This is a genomic window from Pedococcus sp. (assembly GCF_036000045.1).
GTDB lineage: Bacteria > Actinomycetota > Actinomycetes > Actinomycetales > Dermatophilaceae > Pedococcus.
In genome coordinates this window covers 24,244-43,202 of sequence record NZ_DASYGF010000073.1, presented here as the reverse complement: position 1 = coordinate 43,202, position 18,959 = coordinate 24,244, and the positions used below count along the sequence as shown (strand labels likewise).

General features: G+C 71.2%; 19 protein-coding genes and 1 tRNA gene. 16 read left to right on the top strand and 4 right to left on the bottom strand.

Annotated elements, in window-relative coordinates; all coding sequences use genetic code 11:
* Positions 1-81 precede the first annotated feature (81 nt).
* Complete coding sequence (locus VGN50_RS11625) at positions 82-633, bottom strand: AAA family ATPase (protein WP_327444944.1); 552 nt, start codon at positions 631-633, stop codon at positions 82-84.
* A 92-nt stretch (positions 634-725) separates the two neighbouring features.
* Here VGN50_RS11625 and VGN50_RS11620 point away from each other — a divergent pair.
* From VGN50_RS11620 to VGN50_RS11595, 6 genes are all read left to right on the top strand, one after another.
* Positions 726-802 (top strand) — tRNA-Val (locus VGN50_RS11620).
* A gap of 18 nt (positions 803-820) precedes the next feature.
* On the top strand, positions 821-1,576 hold the full coding sequence (locus VGN50_RS11615) for a dienelactone hydrolase family protein (protein WP_327444943.1): 756 nt from the start codon (positions 821-823) through the stop codon (positions 1,574-1,576).
* Position 1,577: 1 nt separating this feature from the next.
* Entirely contained in the window at positions 1,578-1,838 is a 261-nt protein-coding gene (locus tag VGN50_RS11610) for a DUF6295 family protein (protein WP_327444942.1), read from the top strand.
* Positions 1,839-1,840: 2 nt separating this feature from the next.
* Positions 1,841-2,191 (top strand): hypothetical protein, encoded by a 351-nt coding sequence (locus VGN50_RS11605; RefSeq protein WP_327444941.1) that lies wholly within the window; start codon positions 1,841-1,843, stop codon positions 2,189-2,191.
* A gap of 9 nt (positions 2,192-2,200) precedes the next feature.
* A complete protein-coding gene (locus VGN50_RS11600) occupies positions 2,201-3,580 on the top strand; it encodes an FAD-binding oxidoreductase (protein ID WP_327444940.1) in 1,380 nt (459 codons plus the stop codon).
* The gene (locus VGN50_RS11595) at positions 3,577-4,881 is read left to right on the top strand and encodes a cyclopropane-fatty-acyl-phospholipid synthase family protein (RefSeq protein WP_327444939.1); all 1,305 of its coding nucleotides are present in this window, start codon (positions 3,577-3,579) and stop codon (positions 4,879-4,881) included. Before VGN50_RS11600 ends, VGN50_RS11595 begins: the two co-directional genes overlap by 4 nt.
* Before the next feature lie 3 nt (positions 4,882-4,884).
* On the opposite strand, the gene VGN50_RS11590 is transcribed toward VGN50_RS11595, so the two are convergent.
* Together VGN50_RS11590 and VGN50_RS11585 are read right to left on the bottom strand one after the other, a co-directional pair.
* The gene (locus VGN50_RS11590; protein ID WP_327444938.1) at positions 4,885-6,801 is read right to left on the bottom strand and encodes an acyl-CoA dehydrogenase; all 1,917 of its coding nucleotides are present in this window, start codon (positions 6,799-6,801) and stop codon (positions 4,885-4,887) included.
* On the bottom strand, positions 6,798-7,493 hold the full coding sequence (locus VGN50_RS11585; protein WP_327444937.1) for a TetR/AcrR family transcriptional regulator: 696 nt from the start codon (positions 7,491-7,493) through the stop codon (positions 6,798-6,800). The genes VGN50_RS11590 and VGN50_RS11585 overlap by 4 nt, the downstream gene beginning before the upstream one ends.
* A gap of 77 nt (positions 7,494-7,570) precedes the next feature.
* Here VGN50_RS11585 and VGN50_RS11580 point away from each other — a divergent pair, with 77 nt between their 5' ends.
* From VGN50_RS11580 to thrS, 5 genes are all read left to right on the top strand, one after another.
* Entirely contained in the window at positions 7,571-8,884 is a 1,314-nt protein-coding gene (locus VGN50_RS11580; protein ID WP_327444936.1) for an acetyl-CoA C-acetyltransferase, read from the top strand.
* 1 nt (position 8,885) lies between these two features.
* Positions 8,886-10,229 (top strand): 3-oxoacyl-ACP reductase, encoded by a 1,344-nt coding sequence (locus VGN50_RS11575; RefSeq protein WP_327444935.1) that lies wholly within the window; start codon positions 8,886-8,888, stop codon positions 10,227-10,229.
* 1 nt (position 10,230) lies between these two features.
* The gene (locus VGN50_RS11570) at positions 10,231-11,106 is read left to right on the top strand and encodes a MaoC family dehydratase (protein WP_327444934.1); all 876 of its coding nucleotides are present in this window, start codon (positions 10,231-10,233) and stop codon (positions 11,104-11,106) included.
* Positions 11,107-11,137: 31 nt separating this feature from the next.
* Entirely contained in the window at positions 11,138-12,379 is a 1,242-nt protein-coding gene (locus VGN50_RS11565; protein ID WP_327444932.1) for an FUSC family protein, read from the top strand.
* A gap of 84 nt (positions 12,380-12,463) precedes the next feature.
* Positions 12,464-14,446, top strand: a complete 1,983-nt coding sequence (gene thrS, locus VGN50_RS11560; RefSeq protein ID WP_327444931.1) for a threonine--tRNA ligase — start codon at positions 12,464-12,466, stop codon at positions 14,444-14,446.
* Here thrS and VGN50_RS11555 read toward each other — a convergent pair.
* The gene (locus VGN50_RS11555; protein WP_327444930.1) at positions 14,443-14,886 is read right to left on the bottom strand and encodes a GNAT family N-acetyltransferase; all 444 of its coding nucleotides are present in this window, start codon (positions 14,884-14,886) and stop codon (positions 14,443-14,445) included. The two genes, thrS and VGN50_RS11555, sit on opposite strands and share 4 nt — an antisense overlap.
* A gap of 129 nt (positions 14,887-15,015) precedes the next feature.
* Here VGN50_RS11555 and VGN50_RS11550 point away from each other — a divergent pair, with 129 nt between their 5' ends.
* From VGN50_RS11550 to VGN50_RS11530, 5 genes are read left to right on the top strand one after another with little or no spacing between them, the layout of a single operon-like run.
* Positions 15,016-15,561, top strand: a complete 546-nt coding sequence (locus VGN50_RS11550; RefSeq protein ID WP_327444929.1) for an HIT domain-containing protein — start codon at positions 15,016-15,018, stop codon at positions 15,559-15,561.
* A gap of 33 nt (positions 15,562-15,594) precedes the next feature.
* The gene (gene pgsA / locus VGN50_RS11545; protein WP_327444928.1) at positions 15,595-16,206 is read left to right on the top strand and encodes a phosphatidylinositol phosphate synthase; all 612 of its coding nucleotides are present in this window, start codon (positions 15,595-15,597) and stop codon (positions 16,204-16,206) included.
* A gap of 7 nt (positions 16,207-16,213) precedes the next feature.
* Complete coding sequence (locus tag VGN50_RS11540; RefSeq protein WP_327444927.1) at positions 16,214-17,113, top strand: phosphatidylinositol mannoside acyltransferase; 900 nt, start codon at positions 16,214-16,216, stop codon at positions 17,111-17,113.
* The gene (locus VGN50_RS11535) at positions 17,110-18,309 is read left to right on the top strand and encodes a glycosyltransferase family 4 protein (RefSeq protein ID WP_327444926.1); all 1,200 of its coding nucleotides are present in this window, start codon (positions 17,110-17,112) and stop codon (positions 18,307-18,309) included. Before VGN50_RS11540 ends, VGN50_RS11535 begins: the two co-directional genes overlap by 4 nt.
* Positions 18,309-18,890, top strand: a complete 582-nt coding sequence (locus tag VGN50_RS11530; protein WP_327444925.1) for a hypothetical protein — start codon at positions 18,309-18,311, stop codon at positions 18,888-18,890. Before VGN50_RS11535 ends, VGN50_RS11530 begins: the two co-directional genes overlap by 1 nt.
* Positions 18,891-18,959: the final 69 nt, after the last annotated feature.

Here is an 18,959-nt window from a genome sequence, read left to right as displayed (position 1 = left end):
GTCTGGGCCTCGGAGTTCGCCTGGGCCGCCCGGCTGCGCGACTGGGCGAGGCAGCGGCTGGTGGTCTGGAACCAGTGGTGGTCAGCGAAGCGTGGTGAGCAGGGCGCGGTAGGTCTGGTCGACCTCGCCCTCGACGCTGGTCACCATCACGGCATCCGGCCGAGCGGCCAGGACCCGTTCCAGGGCCGCGTGGTTGCCGGCCAGGAGGGCGTCGCCTCCCTCGGCGGCGACGATCGTGCGCACGTGCTCGTGCCAGGGGTCCTCGGGCTCGGACTGGCCGCGTCGGTGGAACCGCGCCACCGATGCGGCCGGGGTGTCCATCAGGACGCGCTCGACGAACAGCGCACCGGCGTCCGTCGCACACTGCTCGAACCGGACCAGCTCGTCGAGGTCGCCCAGCAGCTGTGGGAAGACGACGTCATGGCCGTTCCGCAGGTAGGCCTCGATCATCGCCAAGGCGGCGGGCCGGATCAGAGCGCCCGCACGAGCGAAGTCACGCTGCCATCCACCGATGAGCGTCCTGAGCACGTCGACATCGCAGTTGAGCACGCCTGGGTGGGCGTCGGCATACCGTCGCGCCAGAGTCGACTTGCCGATGCCCGGCGGTCCGTTGAGGTGGATGAGCCGGCTCATGACCCCCGACCCTAGGGCCGGGTCTGGTGGTGACGCCCGATTTCACGTCGCCCACCACCTCCCGCTATTCTTCGGGAGCCGTTTTCGGCACTGGACGTGTAGCTCAGTTGGTTAGAGCGTTCGCTTCACACGCGAGAGGCCAGGGGTTCGAGTCCCTTCACGTCCACCAGCACATAGCATCGCGAGTGTGACTGCCTCTGCGACCGACTCCCTGACTGCGACCACGATCCACCTGACCGGCCACGACGGCGCTGACGTCGAGGCCTATCTCGCCCGCCCACATGGCGACCAGGCCCGGGGTGGCGTGGTCGTGATCCACCATCTTCCTGGCTACGACCGGGCCACCAAGGAGATCGTCCGCCGGTTCGCCGAGCTGGGCTACGACGCGATCTGCCCCAACCTCTACTCCCGTGAGGCCCCCGGTGCCGACCCCTCGGACGCGGCCGCCACCGCGCGGGCTCAGGGCGGCATCCCGGACGAGCGGCTCGTCGCGGACGTCGCGACGGCCGCGGCATACCTGCGTGGTCTGTCCACGAGCAACGGTCGGGTCGGGGTGATCGGCTACTGCTCGGGTGGGCGCCAGTCCGTCCTGGCCGCGTGCCATCTCGACCTGGACGCGGCGGTCGACTGCTACGGCGCGTTCGTCACCGGCGAGCCGCCGGAGGGCTTCCCGCTCAAGGTGACCAACCTCGTCGACCAGCTCCCCGACCTGCGGGCCCCGCTGCTGGGCCTGTTCGGCGCCGAGGACAAGGCCCCGAGCCCGGAGCACGTCCGCGAGCTCGAGGAGATCCTGACCAGACTGGGCAAGCCCCACGAGCTCCACTCCTACGACGACGCGGGTCACGCCTTCTTCGCCGTCGACCGCCCGGCCTACCGCGTGGCGGCCGCCAACGACGGCTGGGAGCGGATCGCCGCCTTCTTCGAGCGCCACCTGGGAGCCTGACATGTGCACGTACGCCACGGTCTGCGAGCGCGTCGACGGCAGTGCCAAGGGTCCCGGAGGGGCGTGGTTCCACGTCACCGACGCGACGGTCTACTACGACCACCCTGTCCACGCGATGGCAGAGCACAGCCTCAACATCGACCTCGCCGACCCCTCTCGCGGCCCTGGCGCCAGGGTCGCGGTCGAGCTCACCCGCGAGTCGGCCGAGCGCCTGGTCGGCGCGATCACGGCGGCCCTCGCCTCGGCGCCCGACGGCGTGTGATGGTGGGCGCCCTGCGGGAGATCCACATCTACCCGGTCCACGGCGAGCCGGGCCAGCACCTCGACACCAGCGTCGTCGAGGCGGACGGGCTCGAGGGCGACCGCCGCAAGAAGGCCGCGGTCCACGTGATCGCGGCCGACGAGGCTCCCGGCACCCGAGCCAACCTCGTGGTCACCCTCACCGCGGACGAGCTCGCCGCCGGCATCGGTGGCACGCTGCGTGTGGGCGAGGTCGAGCTCACCCTCACCGGCGCGCCCAGCAGCTGCTCCGGCGTGTATGCCGCGGTGGCCCGTCCAGGGGTGCTTCGCGTGGGCGACGGGGTCGGGGTGACGCCACGTCAAGCGGGAGCATAGGGTCCAGCTGTGGTGCTGCTGCAAGAGCCGGGGAGACACGAGCGGGCTGTCGGCCGACTGGCCGAGAGCTACCGCGCCATTCCCGCTGACGCGCCGGTCCGGCTTGCCAAGAGGACGTCGAACCTGTTCCGGGCCCGGGCCGCGTCGAGCGCACCCGGTCTCGACGTCTCCGAGCTCGACGGCGTCATCTCGATCGACCTCCAGGCCCGCACCGCTGACGTCCAGGGTATGTGCACCTACGAGGACCTCGTGGCCGCCACGCTGGCGCACGGCCTCGCGCCCCTGGTCGTGCCACAGCTCAAGACCATCACCCTGGGTGGTGCCGTCACGGGTCTGGGCATCGAGTCCACGTCGTTCCGTCACGGCCTGCCGCACGAGTCCGTCCTCGAGATGGATGTGCTGACCGGCTCGGGGGAGATCGTCACCGCCACTCCGGACGGCCCCCACGCCGACCTCTTCCACGGCTTCCCCAACTCCTACGGCACCCTCGGCTACGCCACCCGGCTACGCATCGCCCTCGAGCCGGTCGAGCCTTATGTGGCGTTGCGGCACCTGCGTTTCCGCGACCTGGGCCAGCTCGTGGCCACGCTGGGCCGGGTGGTCGACGAGCGCACGCATGACGGCATCGCGGTCGACTACGTCGACGGGGTCGTGTTCTCGGGCACCGAGGCCTATCTCACGCTCGGCACCCAGACCGCCGAGCCAGGCCCGACCAGCGACTACACGGGCCAGGGCATCTTCTACCGGTCGATCCAGCACGACGGCCCCGAGCCGAGACGGGACCGGCTCACCATCAGCGACTATCTGTGGCGCTGGGACACCGACTGGTTCTGGTGCAGCCGGGCGTTCGGTGCGCAGCATCCGGTGGTCCGGCGGCTGTGGCCGGCCCGCTACCGGCGCAGCTCGTTCTACTGGAAGCTCATCGCCCTCGACCACCGCTTCGGTGTGGCGGACCGGCTCGAGGCCCGGCACGGACGCCCACCGCGCGAGCGCGTCGTCCAGGACATCGAGGTGCCGTTGGAGCGCACCGAGGAGTTCGTCAGCTGGTTCCTGCGCGAGATCCCCATCGAGCCGCTCTGGCTCTGTCCGGTCCGCAGCCGCGACCGCTGGCCGCTGTACCCGCTGCGCCCGGGCCAGACCTACGTCAACGTGGGCTTCTGGTCGAGCGTGCCGCAGGACCCCAGCGGTGACACCGGTGCCGCCAACCGTCTCGTCGAGCAGCAGGTGACGGCGCTCGACGGCCACAAGTCGCTGTACTCCGACTCGTTCTACGACCAGGACCAGTTCTGGCAGCTCTACGGCGGTGAGGACTACGCCGACCTCAAGAAGCGCTACGACCCCGATGATCGACTGCTCGATCTCTACTCCAAGGCGGTGCTACGCAAGTGACCACTCTCCGTACCAGCCGAGCCGAGGCTCCCAGCGAACGCCTGTCGATGGCACAGATCATGGACACCGTGACCGACGGCGTGCTGCCTCTGCGGTTCGTCGCCTACGACGGGTCGGCCACCGGGCCGCAGGACGCCGCATACGGGCTGAAGCTGCTCTCGCCCCGCGGGGCGAGCTATCTCGCCACCGCGCCTGGAGACCTCGGGATGGCCCGCGCGTATGTGGCCGGTGACCTCGACGTGATCGGCGTGCACCCCGGCGACCCCTACGAGCTGCTCAACGCCCTGGGCGACCTGCGGTTCAAGCTGCCGCCACCGAAGACGGCTGCTGCCGTGGCCCGTTCGCTGGGCTTCGAGCTGCTCAAGCCCCCGCCGCCGCCGCCTCAGGAGGCACGGCCGCGCTGGCGCCGGGTGGCCGAGGGCCTGCGGCACAGCAAGACGCGCGACGCGGAGGCCATCCACCACCACTACGACGTCTCCAACGCGTTCTACGAGAAGGTCCTCGGCCCCTCGATGACCTACACCTGTGCCTGCTACCCGCACGAGGGCGCCACGCTGGAGGAGGCCCAGGAGAACAAGTACCGCCTGGTGTTCGACAAGCTACGCCTCAAGGAGGGCGACCGGCTGCTCGACATCGGCTGCGGCTGGGGCGGCATGGTCCGGTATGCCGCGCGGCAGGGCGTGCGCGTCATCGGCGCCACGCTGTCGCGCGAGCAGGCTGCCTGGGCCCAGGAGGCGATCCGGCGCGAGGGACTCGAGGACCTCGCCGAGGTCCGGCACAGCGACTACCGCGACGTCGCGGAGACCGGCTTCGACGCCGTGTCCTCCATCGGGCTGACCGAGCACATCGGCGTGAAGAACTACCCGGCGTACTTCGGTTTCATCAACGACCGGCTGCGCCCTGGCGGCCTCCTGCTCAACCACTGCATCACCCGGCCGGACAACCGGCGGACCTCCACCGGCGCCTTCATCGACCGCTATGTGTTCCCCGATGGTGAGCTGACGGGGTCGGGCTCGATCATCAGCGCCATCCAGGACATCGGCCTCGAGGTCCGCCATGAGGAGAACCTCCGCGAGCACTACGCCAAGACCCTCGCCGGGTGGTGCCAGAACCTCAAGGACAACTGGGACGACTGCGTCGCCGAGGTGGGTGAGGCGACCGCCAAGGTCTGGGGCCTCTACATGGCGGGCTCACGGGTCGGCTTCGAGCGCAACGTCGTCCAGCTCCATCAGGTGCTGGCGGTGAAGCTGGACGACCGTGGTGAGGCGGGCCTGCCGCTGCGCCCCTGGTGGGAGGCCTGAGGGCTACGCCGGCTCCTCGAGCAGCTCGGTGCCCAGCCAGGCGTGCGGGATGCCGAAGGCGTCGACGAGCACCTGGGCCTGCGGGCGCAGCGTGGCACAGAGCTCGTTGACCGAGGCCGTGACCTGCTTGCTCCGCGCGGGTGTGATGCGACCGTGCTCGAGGAACCAGCCCCGGTCCTGCTCGATGCTGCTCAGCGCATAAAGGTCGCAGACGCGCTCCAGCAGCTGGGCGGCTGACGGGTCTGCACACGCCTCGATCCCGGCCACGAAAGACTCGAGGACCACCCGGTCGACATGGGCTCGGGCGGCCTCGACGACGTGGTCCTGGGCGTCGTTGAACACCTCGAAGAGGTCGGCGCCCGGCTTGCCTGCCTTGCGCAGCCGCATGGCGACGGTCTCCAGCAGGTGGCGTTCGCGGTCCTCGAACAGCTCGAGCTGCCAGCCCCGGTCGAGGGGCCCCTTCTCGCTGTCGCGGCCTGGCGCGCTGTCGATGAGCCGCTGGACGAGCCCGCGCGCCGCCGTGCGCTCGATGACCACTCCCGCGAACTGTTTGGCGCCGAACCGCACCATGCCCAGCGTGTCGAGGTCGCCGAAGCTGTCCCGGTAGTCCGTCAGGAGGCCCTTGGCGACCAGCTGGAGCAGGACCGTGTTGTCGCCCTCGAACGTGGTGAAGACGTCGGTGTCGGCCTTCAGCGCGGGTAGCCGGTTGACCGACAGGTAGCCGGCGCCGCCACAGGCCTCCCGGCAGGTCTGGATGGTCGCGGTGGCATGGGCGGTGGCGACCGCCTTGATCCCTGCGGCCCGGGCCTCGAGGAGGCGCTGCTGGTGCTCCTCGGCCTTGTCGCCGGCGAGCTGCACCTCGTGCATGAGCTCGACCAGCTCGTTCTGCGCGAGCTGCAGCGCGTAGGACTTGGCCAGCGCGGGCAGCAGCTTGCGCTGGTGCGTGCGGTAGTCGAGCAGGAGCACCTCGTCGGGTGCGCCGGGAGGGGCGAACTGGCGGCGGTGACCGGCATACGTGATGGCCAGGGTGAGGGCCGTGCGGGTGGCGGCGCCGGCACCGCCGGCCACGCTGATCCGGCCACGGACGAGGGTGCCGAGCATGGTGAAGAACCGCCGGGTCTGGTTCTCGATCGGGGAGGTGTAGGTGCCGTGCTCGTCGATGTCGCCGTACCGGTTGAGCAGGTTGGTCCTGGGGACTCGCACCTGGTCGAAGGTGAGCCGCCCGTTGTCCACGCCCGCCAGTCCGGCCTTCTGCCCGCAGTCACCGATGGTCACGCCGGGCATGGGGTTGCCGTCCTCGTCGCGGATGGGCACCAGCACGCAGTGCACACCGTGGCTCTCACCGTTCGTCACCAGCTGGGCGAAGACGGCCGCCAGGCGGCCGTCGCGCGCCGCCCCACCGATGTAGTCCTTGCGCGAGCGCACGTCGGGGGTGTTCACGACGAGCTCGTCGGTCGCCGGGTCGTACGTCGCCGTGGTGCCGAGCGACTGCACGTCGGAGCCATGACCCGTCTCGGTCATCGCGAAGCAGCCCGGCAGGCTGGCGTCGATGATGGACGGCAGGTATGCCGCGTGGTGGCGCTCGGTGCCGAGGTTGGCGACCGCGCCGCCGAACAGCCCCCAGTGCACCCCGGCCTTGACCATCAGGGACAGGTCGGCGTGCCCGAGCATCTCGAAGGCCGTCACCGACCCGCCGAGGTCGCCGTTGCCGCCGCTCTCGACGGGGAAGCCGCGGGCCGGGTGCCCCGTCTCGGCGAGGCCCTGGACCTGGTCGGCGATCCGGGCGCGGTAGTCCTCGAGGCTGAGCCACTGGCCCGGCGGTGCGAAGCGCTCCGCGTCGAGCTCGGTGCGGGTCTCGTCCCGGATGGCGGCCCAGCGCCCGTCGAGACAGGTCTGCAGTGCGGTCGTGAGGTCGGTCATGAGTCCTCCTGCGTGGATGGGCTGGCCCAGGCGACGGAGAGCCCGCCCCAGGCCAGGTCGGTGAGGTGCTGGGTCAAGGTCGTGCGGGTCGGGCGCCGGGGCCCGGGTGGCTGTGCGAGCCAGTGGTCCGCCGCGGCCCGGACCATCCCGACCACGCCGGCAGCCCACACGGGTGCGGCGCCGACGTCCCGGCCGGCGGTCGTGAGCGCTGACGCGATGAGCTGCGTCAGCTGGGCCGCGATGTGGTCGGTGACGGGAGCCGCGGGATCCCCACCTGGACGGTCCAGCAGGGGAGCCGTGACGACGAACCGGTAGACCTCCGGGTCCTTCTCGACGAGGCCGAGATAGGAGTCGATCGCCGCGGCGACGAGCTCGCGAGGTGCCCGTCGGACTGCCGCCAGATCGGTCCCGCTGGCACCCAGGGCGCGGCCGATGGTGCGCAGGATGCGGTGGTCGACGCTCTCGCACACCGCGGCATACAGGCCCTGGCGGTCCGCGAAGTGACGGTAGACCACGGTCTTGGACGTGCCGGCCGAGGAGGCGATGTCCTCCATGCCGACCCCCGCACCGTGCTCGCGGATGGCCCGCAGGGTGGCCTCGACGAGCTCGCGCCGGCGCGCGGCACGGTGCTGGTCCCACCGGGTGCTGCGGCCGTCGGTGGCGGATGAGGCCCCGCTCGTGGTCGTGCTCACAGTCCCTGACGGTAGCAGGTACTAGCCGTACCTGCTACCGTCAGTATCAGTTAACCACGACACGTCGAGGAGCACCCGTGGCACAGTCATCCAGCTCGCCCAGCACGTCCCAGCAGCCGCGCCGCGCCGCGGTCATCGGAGGCAACCGCATTCCGTTCGCCCGCGCGAACGGGCCGTACGCCAAGGCGTCCAACCAGGACATGCTCACGGCAGCGCTCGAAGGCCTCGTGGCGCGCCACGGGCTGGCGGGGGAGCAGCTCGGCGAGGTCGTCGCGGGCGCCGTGCTCAAGCACAGCCGCGACTTCAACCTCACCCGGGAGTCGGTCCTCGGCTCGAGCCTGTCGCCCACGACGCCGGCCTATGACGTCCAGCAGGCCTGTGGCACGGGCCTGGAGGCGGCCATCCTCGTCGCCAACAAGATCGCGCTCGGCCAGATCGACTCGGGCATCGCCGGCGGCACCGACACGGCCTCCGACGCGCCCATCGCCGTCAACGAGGGGCTGCGCGAGACGCTGCTGACCCTCAACCGCGCCAAGACCCCTGCCCAGCGGCTCAAGGCGCTCACCGGCCTGCGTCCAGGACAGCTGGTTCCCGAGATCCCGCGCAACGTCGAGCCGCGCACGGGCCTGTCGATGGGCGAGCACATGGCCCAGACCGCAGCCCAGTGGGGCATCACGCGCGAGGCCCAGGACGAGCTGGCCGCGGCCTCCCACCACCACCTCGCCGCGGCCTACGAGCGCGGCTTCTTCGACGACCTCCTGACGCCGTTCCTCGGGCAGACCCGCGACCAGAACCTGCGGGCCGACTCCTCCGTCGAGAAGCTCGCCAAGCTCAACCCCGTCTTCGGCAAGGGCCCCGGCGCGACGATGACGGCGGGCAACTCCACCCCGCTGACCGATGGCGCATCGGTGGTGCTGCTCGGCTCGGACGAGTGGGCCGCGTCGCACGGGCTGCCGGTGCTGGCGCACATCGTGGACGCACAGACCGCGGCGGTCGACTACGTCACCGGTCGCGAGGGCCTGCTCATGGCGCCCGCCTACGCGCTGCCGCACCTGCTGCACCGCCAGGGCATGACCCTGCAGGACTTCGACCTGGTCGAGATCCACGAGGCGTTCGCCTCGACCGTGCTGTCGACGCTCGCCGCCTGGGAGAGCGAGGACTTCTGCCGCGACCGGCTCGGCCTCGACGCCCCGATCGGCTCCCTCGACCGCAGCAGGCTCAATGTCAACGGCTCCTCGCTGGCCGCGGGCCACCCGTTCGCCGCCACCGGCGGTCGGATCGTCGCCTCGTTGGCCAAGATGCTGCACGAGAAGGGGTCCGGAGCGCGCGGTCTCATCTCCATCTGCGCGGCAGGCGGCCAGGGCGTCATGGCCATCCTCGAGGCGGCCTGACATGGCGGGCACCTACGCGGGTCTGGTCAGCAGCCCCCTCGGCAAGAAGCTCGCGGTGCAGCTCGGCCTGCCCCGCCCGGCGCAGCTGCGAAGGTATGCCGTCGGCGCGCCGCTCGTCGACGGCCCCGTTCTGGTCGGAGGCCTGGGCGAGGCGCCGGTCGGCTCGCGCGTGCGCGCCCTGCTGGCGGCCGAGGCCATCGACACCGTGGCAGAGGTGACGGCAGGGGAGCGTGTCGGCGCCGTCGTCGCCGATCTCACGGCGATCTCGACCCTCGACGAGCTGGACGTCCTGCGGACGCTCGTGGCCCCGGCGGTGAAGGGCCTCAAGCCCAGCGGGCGCGTCATCGTCGTCGGTCGCGACCATCGCACGGCTGCGAGCCCGGCGCAGGCAGCGGCCCGGCGTGCCCTCGAGGGCTTCACGAGGTCGCTGGGCAAGGAGCTGCGCGCGGGCTCGACCGCCAACCTCCTCCTCGTCGAGGAGGGTGCGGACGCCAACGCCGACGCGGCCCTGCGCTTCCTGCTCTCGGGCAGGTCCGCCTACGTCGACGCGCAGGTCGTGCGCGTCGGCCCGGGCTCACCCACGGAGCCCGCGAGCTGGGCTCGCCCGCTCGATGGCAAGGTCGCCGTGGTCACCGGGGCGGCGCGCGGCATCGGTGCTGCGATCGCCGACGTCCTCGCGCGCGACGGGGCCGCGGTCGTGTGTGTCGACATCCCCGCCGCCGGTGACGCCCTGACCCGCACCGCCAACCGGGTCGGAGGCACCGCGCTCCAGCTCGACGTGACCTCCGCCGAGGCGGGTGAGCGCATCCTCGAGCACGCGAACTCACGTCATGGTGGCCTCGACATCGTCGTCCACAACGCGGGGATCACCCGCGACAAGCTCCTCGCCAACATGGACGAGGGCCGGTGGGGCTCGGTGATCGACGTCAACCTCGGCGCGATCCTGCGGATGAACCAGACGCTGCTCGGCTCCGGCGGCCTGCGGGACGGCGGCCACGTCGTCCTGGTCTCCTCCATCGCCGGCATCGCGGGCAACCGTGGCCAGACCAACTACGCGACATCCAAGGCCGGGGTCATCGGCCTCGTCGAGGCGCTGGCCGCGGACAGTGGGCTGCGCCGTCGTGGCGTCACGGTCAACGCCGTTGCCCCAGGGTTCATCGAGACCGAGATGACGGCCAAGGTGCCGTTCGCCACGCGCGAGGTCGGCCGGCTGCTCAACTCCCTGAACCAGGGCGGCCTGCCGCTGGACGTCGCGGAGACGATCGCCTGGTTCAGCCAGGACGCCAACGCCGGCGTGTCGGGCAACGTCGTCCGCGTCTGCGGGCAGAGCCTGCTGGGGGCCTGAGGTGACCGTTCGCGCGGTCTCGGCCGCACCCTCCCTGCCCCGGCTGTTCGTCCAGGCAGCGCTCACCCAGCGCGGGCGTGGGGGCGACCTGCCGGGCTACGCGTTGCGCCGGTCCGGTGTCGAGGTCGACCGCGACCACCTCCTGTCGTACCAGCGGATCTGCCGGTTCAACGGCGGCGACGTCCTGCCGCACTCGTACCCGCATCTGCTGGGCTTCCCCCTGCAGGTCCAGCTGATGGCCGACCGGGCGTTCCCGCTCCCGTTGCCCGGTCTCGTGCACCTGGAGAACCAGATCACGGCCCAACGCCGGCTCCTGGCCGACGATGTCCTCGACCTGACGGTCAGCGCCGAGCACCTGCGCGCTCATCCCAAGGGCACCCTCGTCGACCTGGTCACTGCGGTCGAGGTCGACGGGCAGCGCGTCTGGGAGGGCCGCAGCACCTACCTCCGCCGAGGCCGTGGCGATGCGAACGCCGCGACGCCGTCCCCTGCTCCCCCCATGCCACGGGGCCAGGCCGCGGGTGTGGTGCGGCTCCCCGAGGGCCTGGGCCGGGCGTATGCCGCCGTGTCCGGCGACGTGAACCCCATCCACCTGCATCCGCTGAGTGCGCGGGCGATGGGTTTCCCCCGGGCCATCGCGCACGGCATGTGGACCTATGCCCGTGCCCTCTCGACCCTGGGCCCTGCGACCAGCGGTGCGGGCTCCTCGCACGTGTGGTTCCAGAAGCCGGTCCTGCTGCCCAGCACGGTGGAGGTGGTCGTCGGGTCCGCGACGAGCCCCCGCGAACCCACCGTCGTCGGGCTGCGCTCGGCCAAGGAGGCGGACCGCTGTCATCTCGTCCTCACCCACTCGGCGGGTAGCTCCAGCGGGGCTTGAGGTTCCTCCGTCCGATGCCTAGCGTGAGGGGGTGCCGGACGATCATCCCCAAGCGGGCCCCGCAGCCGCGGGCTCTACGTCCGCCACCCGCCCCAACGTCGTCCGCCGGGGCCTGACGACCGCTCTTCGGGCGGTTCGCGAGCGCGGACCCGAGCGCGATGCAGCGCTCCTCATGCTCAAGGCGGCGCTGGCCACCGTCATCGCCTGGCAGTTCGTCGTCCGCGTCATGCACAGCCCGTCCCCGTTCTATGCCCCGATGGCGGCCCTGCTTGTCGTCGACCGGACGATGGTGCGGTCCATCGGCGCCAGCGCCCAGCGCGTCGTCGCCGTCGTCGTCGGCATGAGCACCGCCTGGCTCGTCGGCACTCTCGTGGGCGTGCACTGGTGGAGCATGCTGCCGGTGCTCTATCTCGCGCTGCTCATCGGGCGCTGGCGGCACCTGGGCGACCATGGCATCCAGGTGCCGACCATGGTGCTGCTGTCGCTGATCACGGTGGGCGGCACCAACACACGGTTCACGTCCCTCACGATCGTCGAGACGGTCGTCGGTGGCGTGATCGGCGTCCTGACCAACGCCATCGTCTTCGCGCCGCTGCATATCCGGCGACCACGTGAACAGGTCAAGTCCCTCGCCCAGCGCGTCGGGGAGCTGCTCGAGGACATGAGCGTGGGCCTGCGCGAGGGCTGGGACGCCGACACGGCGCGGCGGTGGTACGACGCCAGCACCGAGCTGGTCGCCCTCGCCCCGGCGGTCCGGGAGGAGATCGAGACCGGAGTCGAGAGCACCCGGTTCAACCCGCGGGACAACCTGCGCCCGGTCGACGTCGACTGGGGCGGGTACGCCCAGACCGTGGAGGCCGTGCGCCGCTGCCAGTGGCAGGTCTCCGGGATCGCCCGGACGCTCGTGGACGCGGCCGACGAGAAGGAGGCGCAGCCAGCGCCGTCGCCGGAGTTCCTCGAGGTGTACGCCGGGGTCCTCGGGGACGTGGCGCAGGCGCTGGAACACTTCGGGCGCAGAGGCGAGGGCGAGCGCAACCTCGTCACGCGCCACCTCGACCACGCGAGCCGCACCATCGAGGACCTGGGGGAGAGGGTGCGGACCACGCGGCTGGAGGACCCCCGCGCCTGGACCGCCTACGGGGCGCTGCTGCTCGACGCGCGCCGGCTGGTGCGCGAGCTGGAGCTGCACAGCCGCGACGCCGTCATGCCGACGGACAGTGGCCCGATCCGGCGTCCCCGACGCCACCTCACGGACCTGGTCAACGGCAGGTAGCAGCCGACGGCCGATAGCATCGGTATGCCGCGCGCCCAGGGTGCGCGGCATACCGTCTGTCCCTCCATCCCCAGGAGCCCACCCGTGTCTGCCCAGATCACCGTGACCGTCGCCGGAGCCGAGCGATCGGTGCCGGAGTCGACGACGGCGGCCGAGCTCTTCGAGGGCGATCGCGCCGTGCTCGTCGCCCGCGTCAACGGTGAGCTGCGCGACCTCGCGCACCCCCTCGTAGACGGCGACATCGTCGAGGCCGTGACCGCCCAGGAGCAGGACGGGCTCGATGTGCTGCGGCACAGCGCCGCCCACGTCCTCGCCCAGGCCGTCCAGGAGGTCAACCCGTCGGCCCGGCTCGGCATCGGTCCTCCGGTCCGCGACGGCTTCTACTACGACTTCGACGTCGACGAGCCGTTCACTCCCGAGGACCTCAAGGCCCTCGAGAAGGTCATGCAGCGCATCGTCAACGAGGGCCAGACCTTCGTGCGGCGTGAGGTCAGCGACGAGGATGCCGCCGTCGAGCTGGCCGGTGAGCCCTACAAGATCGAGCTGATCGGGCTCAAGGGCGGCGCGGGCGACGCCGAGTCCATCGCCGAGGGCGCATCGGTCGAGGTGGGCGGTGCGCAGCTCACCATCTACGACAACGTTCGTCGCGACGGCACCCGCGCGTGGGGCGACCTGTGCCGCGGCCCGCACGTGCCGACCACCAAGGTCCTCGGCAACGCCTTCAAGCTGATGCGCAGCAGCGCCGCCTACTGGCGCGGCAGCGAGAAGAACCCGCAGCTACAGCGGGTCTACGGCACCGCGTGGCCGACCAAGGACGAGCTCAGGGCCTACCTCGACCGGCTCGCGGAGGCCGAGAAGCGCGACCACCGCAAGCTCGGGGTCGAGCTCGACCTGTTCTCGTTCCCCGACGAGCTGGGCTCGGGGCTGGCGGTGTTCCACCCCAAGGGCGGCATCATCAAGCGCGAGATGGAGGACTACGTCCGCCGCCGCCACATCGAGGAGGGGTTCCAGTACGTCGGGACGCCCCATATCACCAAGGACGGACTGTTCAAGACCTCCGGCCACCTGCCCTACTTCGCCGACACCATGTTCCCGCCCATGAAGATGGAGGGCGCCGAGTATCGCCTCAAGGCGATGAACTGCCCCATGCACAACCTCATCTTCAGGTCGCGCGGGCGCTCCTACCGCGAGCTGCCGCTGCGGCTCTTCGAGTTCGGTTCGGTCTACCGGTTCGAGAAGTCCGGCGTGGTGCACGGGCTGACCCGGGTGCGCGGTATGACCCAGGACGACTCCCACTCCTACGTCACCGCGGAGCAGGCGCCCGCCGAGATCAAGCACCTGCTCGGTTTCGTGCTGGGGCTGCTGCGTGACTTCGGGCTCGACGACTACTACCTCGAGCTGTCGACCCGGGACGACTCCAAGGACAAGTTCATCGGCAGTGACGAGCAGTGGGAGCACGCCACCAACGTCCTGCGCGAGGCGGCCGAGGAGACCGGGCTGGAGCTCGTGCCCGACCCCGGCGGCGCCGCCTACTACGGCCCCAAGATCTCCGTGCAGGCTCGTGATGCGATCGGCCGCACCTGGCAGATGTCGACCATCCAGTACGACTTCAACCAGCCGGCCCGGTTCGAGCTCGAGTACCAGGCGGCCGACGGGTCGCGCCAGCAGCCGGTCATGATCCACTCGGCGAAGTTCGGCTCCCTCGAGCGGTTCTTCGGCGTGCTCGTCGAGCACTACGCCGGGGCGTTCCCACCCTGGCTCTCGCCCGTCCAGGTCCTGGGCATCCCCGTCGCCGAGGAGTTCTCCGGTCACCTGCATGAGGTCGCAGACCTGTTGCGCCGCAAGGGGATTCGCGTCGAGATCGACGACAGCGACGACCGCTTCCCCAAGAAGATCCGCAACGCCTCCAAGGCCAAGGTGCCATTCGTCCTCATCGCGGGTGAGGAGGACCGCAGCGCGGGCGCGGTCTCGTTCCGCTACCGCGACGGGTCGCAGAAGAACGGCATACCGGTCGCCGAGGCCATCGACGAGATCATGGCGGCCGTGGAGTCGCGTGTGCAGGTCTAGGCGCGCCCCGTCCCGGGGCGCCAGGCCATCCGGAGGTCCGGGCTGGCCCGGTCCTCGTCGCGGTCGTCGGCCCACTCCACAGGGACGAAGCCCTCGCGCTCGTAGAACCGCTGGGCCTCGTCGTTCTCCTGGAAGGTCCAGAGCTGCAGGCCCGCAGGAAACCGTCGGCGGGCCAGGTCGACGAAGCGGGCGCCCAGCCCCTTCCCACGGTGTCCGGCGGCGATGTAGAGGTGTGCGATGTGGTCCGGGGGCATCAGCGCCATGAACCCCACGGGGTGGCCGCGGGCCTCGGCCATCCAGACCTCGAACTCGTCCAGCAGCACCTGACGGACGAACGGCGTGACAGCCTCCGTGGACTGCCCGGCGAGCGGTAGGTCGGGGACCGACTCGGTGCGCACTGTCGCCAGCAGCCGGGCGATGTCGTCCGCGTCCCGGCCCACCGCCCGTCTGATGGCTGGCTCCGTATCCGGAGCCACGTCGTGTGGCACGTCTGCTCACTGCCCGCCCGCGGGGGCGTCGAAACCGGCCGTGGGTGTGACGTTGTCGGCGCCGTCCTAGGATCGCTGTCCATGAGCGACTCACTCGAGCCGGACACCGACTTCGCCGGCGTGCAGGACGGCTTCGAGCGGCTCTGGACGCCGCACCGCATGGCCTATGTCACCGGAGAGCGTCCCAGCGACGACGCCGGCGAAGGCTGCCCCTTCTGCGCAGCGCCGGCCAAGGACGACGAGACCGGCCTGGTCGTCCATCGTGGGCAGCACTGCTACGTCGTGATGAACCTCTTTCCCTACAACCCCGGCCACGTGCTCGTCTGCCCCTACCGTCACGTCTCGCTCTACGTCGACCTCACCGACGAGGAGACCGTCGAGTTCACGGCTCTCACCAAGGCGGCCATCGCGGCCATCGACAAGGCATCGGCCCCGCACGGGTACAACCTCGGCATGAACCAGGGCGCGGTGGCTGGGGCCGGGGTGCAGGCGCACCTGCACCAGCACATCGTCCCCCGGTGGGGTGGCGACTCGAACTTCCTGCCGGTGATCGCCCAGACCAAAGCGCTGCCGATGCTGCTGGAGGATGTACGGTCGCGGATCGCCTCCGCGTGGCCCTCGACCTGACGGGGGTGTGGGCTCAGTAGGCTGGCGACCACCATGCTGAACAAGTACGCACGCGCCCTGTTCACCCGCATCTTCACACCGGTGGCCAGGCTCCTGCTGTCCCTCGGCGTCAGTCCCGACGTGGTCACCATCGTCGGCACCCTGGGCGTCTGCGCAGGCGCGCTGGCCTTCTATCCCCGGCACCAGTTCTTCTGGGGCACCGTCGTCATCGCCCTGTTCGTCTTCTCCGACACCGTGGACGGCGTCATGGCGCGCATGTCGGGGCGCTCGGGGCGCTGGGGCGCCTACCTGGACTCCACCCTCGATCGCGTCGGCGACTCGGCGATCTTCGGCGGCCTCGTGCTCTGGTATGCCGGGCGCGGGGGCAACCTGTTCCTCGCCGCCCTGGCCTTGAGCTGCCTGATCCTGGGCAGCGTGGTGTCCTACGCCAAGGCGCGCGCCGAGGGACTCGGCATGACGGCCAACGTCGGTATCGCCGAGCGGGCCGACCGGCTCGTCGCGGTCCTGGTCACGACCGGCCTCGTCGGCCTGGGGCTTCCCGAGGTGGTGCTGACCATCGTGTTGTCGCTGCTGTCCGTCGCCAGCCTGGTCACCGTCGTGCAGCGGATGCTCACGGTGCGCAAGCAGGCGCTGGAGGCGCTGTGAGGCGGCCGTGAGCGTCGTCGGCGACGCCCTCGCGGTCGGTGGCTACCGCCTTGGCTGGGGAGCGGTGCGCCGCCTGCCCGAGCGGGCGGCCTACGCCGCCTTCGAGCAGCTCGCCGACCTCACGGTCGCGCGAGGTGGCATGGGCGTCCAGCGGCTGCGGGCCAACTACGCACGGGTGCGACCGGAGCTGTCCGACGCCGAGCTCGACGCGCTGGTCAAAGCCGGCATGCGGTCCTACCTGCGCTACTACTGCGAGGCCTTCCGGCTGCCGGACCGGACCGCCGAGGAGCTGCGCGCATCCGTGCGCGTCGAGGGTGACGGACCCGTCCGCGAGCAGCTGCGACGAGGGCGACCGGTCCTCTGCTTCCTCGGCCACCTGGGCAACTGGGACCTCGCGGGGGCATGGGGGGCGCGTGAGCTCGGGCCCGTGGTGACCGTCGCCGAACGTCTCAAGCCCGAGGCCGTGTATGCCGACTTCCTCGCCTTCCGGGAGTCGCTCGGCATGACGATCCTGCCGCTCACCGGCGGTCCCGACGTCTTCGCCGAGCTGCGTGGCCACCTGACCTCACCGGTGGTCATGCCCCTACTGGCGGACCGCGACCTGACCGCTCGGGGGATCGAGGTCGAGCTGTGTGGTCACCGCACCTCGATGGCCGCGGGTCCCGCGGCGCTGTCCCTCGCCACGGGCGTCCAGCTCTTCCCGGTGTCCATCCACTACGAGCCCGTGCCCGGCTCGGACTGGCGGCACCGCATCGTCATCCGCTTCCACGAGCCGGTCGAGCCGCCGAGCTCGGGCACCACCCGCGCGAAGGCCACCGCCCTGACCCAGGCCTGCGCCGACGTCCTGGGCGCCGCGATCAGGGAGCACACCGAGGACTGGCACATGATGCAGCGGGTCTTCCTGTGAGGATCGGGCTGGTCTGTCCCTACTCCTTCGACATCCCCGGCGGGGTCCAGTTCCACGTCCGCGACCTCGCGGAGTACTTCCTCGCCCAGGGGCACCATGCCTCGGTGCTCGCACCGGCGGACGAGGACACCCCGCTGCCCGACTACGTGGAGTCGGTCGGCCGCGCTGTCCCAGTGCGATACAACGGCTCGGTGGCCCGGCTGAACTTCGGTCCGGTGACGGCGGCCCGGGTCGGGCGCTGGGTCGAGCGGGGGGACTTCGACGTGGTCCACCTGCACGAGCCGGTGACCCCGAGTATCTCGATCCTCGCGCTGTGGGCCGCCGAGGGGCCGGTCGTGGCGACGTTCCACACCTCTAACCTGCGCTCACGGGCCATGCAGGCGGCCTACCCGCTCCTGCGCCCCAGCCTCGAGAAGATCAGCGGGCGCATCGCCGTCTCCGAGGACGCGCGGCGCACGGTCACCACCCACCTCGGCGGCGACGCCGTCGTCATCCCCAACGGGGTCAACGTGGCGCGCTTCGCCGGTGCCCGGCCGCGCGCCGACTGGTCGGGCACCGACACGGCGCCCACGATCGCCTTCCTGGGGCGCATCGACGAGCCGCGCAAGGGGCTGCCGGTGCTGGGGGCCGCCATGGCCACGGTCCTGCAGCGCTTCCCCGGCGCCCGGGTCCTCGTGGCCGGTCCCGGAGACATCGACGCGGCGCGAGGTCGGCTGGACCCAGCGGTCGCCGCAGCCACCGAGTTCCTCGGTCTGGTCAGCGACGAGGACAAGGCGGCGCTGCTCGCCTCGGTGGACGTGTACGTCGCCCCGCACACCGGCGGTGAGAGCTTCGGGATCGTGCTGGTCGAGGCCATGAGCGCCGGTGCGCCCGTCGTGGCCAGCGACCTCGCCGCGTTCGTCCGGGTCCTCGACGGCGGGCACGCGGGTGGACGGGCCGGAGTGACCTTCGCCAACGAGGACAGCGCAGACCTGTCCCGCATCCTGGTCCGCCTGCTCGCCGATCCGGCCGAGCGGGCCAGGCTGCGTGAGGCGGGGCAGCGGCGCGCCCAGCTGTTCGACTGGTCGGTGGTCGCGGAGGACGTCATGGCCGTCTACGACACGGTGACCCACGTCGCCGACGGCCCTCGGGGAGAGTCGACGGACACCCGCTGGACGCGCCTGTTGCGCGGCAAGGTGCGAGGGAGCGAGGCCTGATGGACAGCCCCACGTGGCTCGTCGTGGCCGTCGCGGTGCTGATCGGGGCCGCGTGGTACCTGTCCTACGGCGCCGCCCGGCTCGACCGGTTGCACTCGCGGGTGGAGGGCGCGCTGTCGGCGCTCGACGCCCAGCTGGTGCGCCGCGCCGAGGCCACGCTGGAGCTCGCGAACTCCGGTGCGCTCGACCCGGCCAGCGCGCTGATGCTCGCGGCGGCGGCCTCGGAGTCGATCGAGGCGCACAACGAGCGCGCGGTCGAGCACGACCTGCTGGAGGGTCAGCACTTCGCCGGGCGCGAGGTGCTCGAGAGTGACCTCAGCCTGGCCCTCCAGGCGGCGCTCAGCCAGCCTGTGCTGGACCAGATCCGAGCCGAGCACGGGCCCGGGCTGGCGGCACTGGAGCGGGTCGAGGCCGCCGGTGTGCGGGTCCAGCTGGCCCGCCGGTTCCACAACGACGCCGTCAAGGACGTGCAGCGGGTCCGGCGCAAGCGGGCCGTGCGGTTGTTCCGCCTGGCTGGGCACGCCGACCTGCCACGGACGGTCGAGTTCGAGGATGAGCTGCCGAGCAGCCTGCGCGACTGAGGGGCCGCAGCACCAACTACGATGGAGCGCGAAGCGCGTTTCCTGCGCTGCGCCCTGAAGAGATCTGGA